The organism is Pseudoalteromonas rubra (assembly GCF_005887115.1).
In the GTDB taxonomy this organism is placed as follows: domain Bacteria; phylum Pseudomonadota; class Gammaproteobacteria; order Enterobacterales; family Alteromonadaceae; genus Pseudoalteromonas; species Pseudoalteromonas rubra_F.
Genome location: NZ_PNCJ01000088.1, coordinates 1 through 539 on the forward strand (window position 1 = coordinate 1; position 539 = coordinate 539).

1 pseudogene is annotated in these 539 nt (G+C 42.5%); it reads left to right on the forward strand.

Going from position 1 to position 539, the window contains the following annotated elements:
- Window positions 1-283 precede the first annotated feature (283 nt).
- A pseudogene (locus tag CWB98_RS24530) lies at window positions 284-539 on the forward strand (IS4 family transposase); the annotation flags it as partial.

The following is a 539-nucleotide window of genomic DNA, read 5'->3' on the forward strand; positions in this document are numbered from 1 at the left end:
CAGAACTAAAGAATAAATGGTTAACGCAAAATAATAGTCGGTGGAGTTTGGGTTGAAGCTAGGGAAAATAGCGGCGTACATGACTGCCACGAATAAGGTTGCGAACACTCTAGCACTGTATTGGGCTATCTTTTGTTTCTTAAAAATTGCCATTAATTGAGTAACTCTCACGCCTTGCTCTGAGGAATCCCCAGATATTCATATTTCAAATCAATATTATGGATACGCACGGCATTGTTTGATCTCATTTATTTCGCAAAAAAACTCACCAGATAACAACACTATGCGTCATATCACCATCCTACACGATATGCTCAGAAAAAACTGCCCCCAAATTCATAACCGGGCGCCTTGACTCATTGATGCTGACAACTGAAACTTCGCTCGATAGCAATCAACTCTCAATTACAAAACCGGGCCGAAATAGGAAGGGCCCTGTCGCTGCAAAACACAACATTAAACGTATCGACCGACTGCTTGGCAACCCTGATGTATAGCGACCGACTTGCTATTTACCGCATTCATGCGCGCCTCATTAT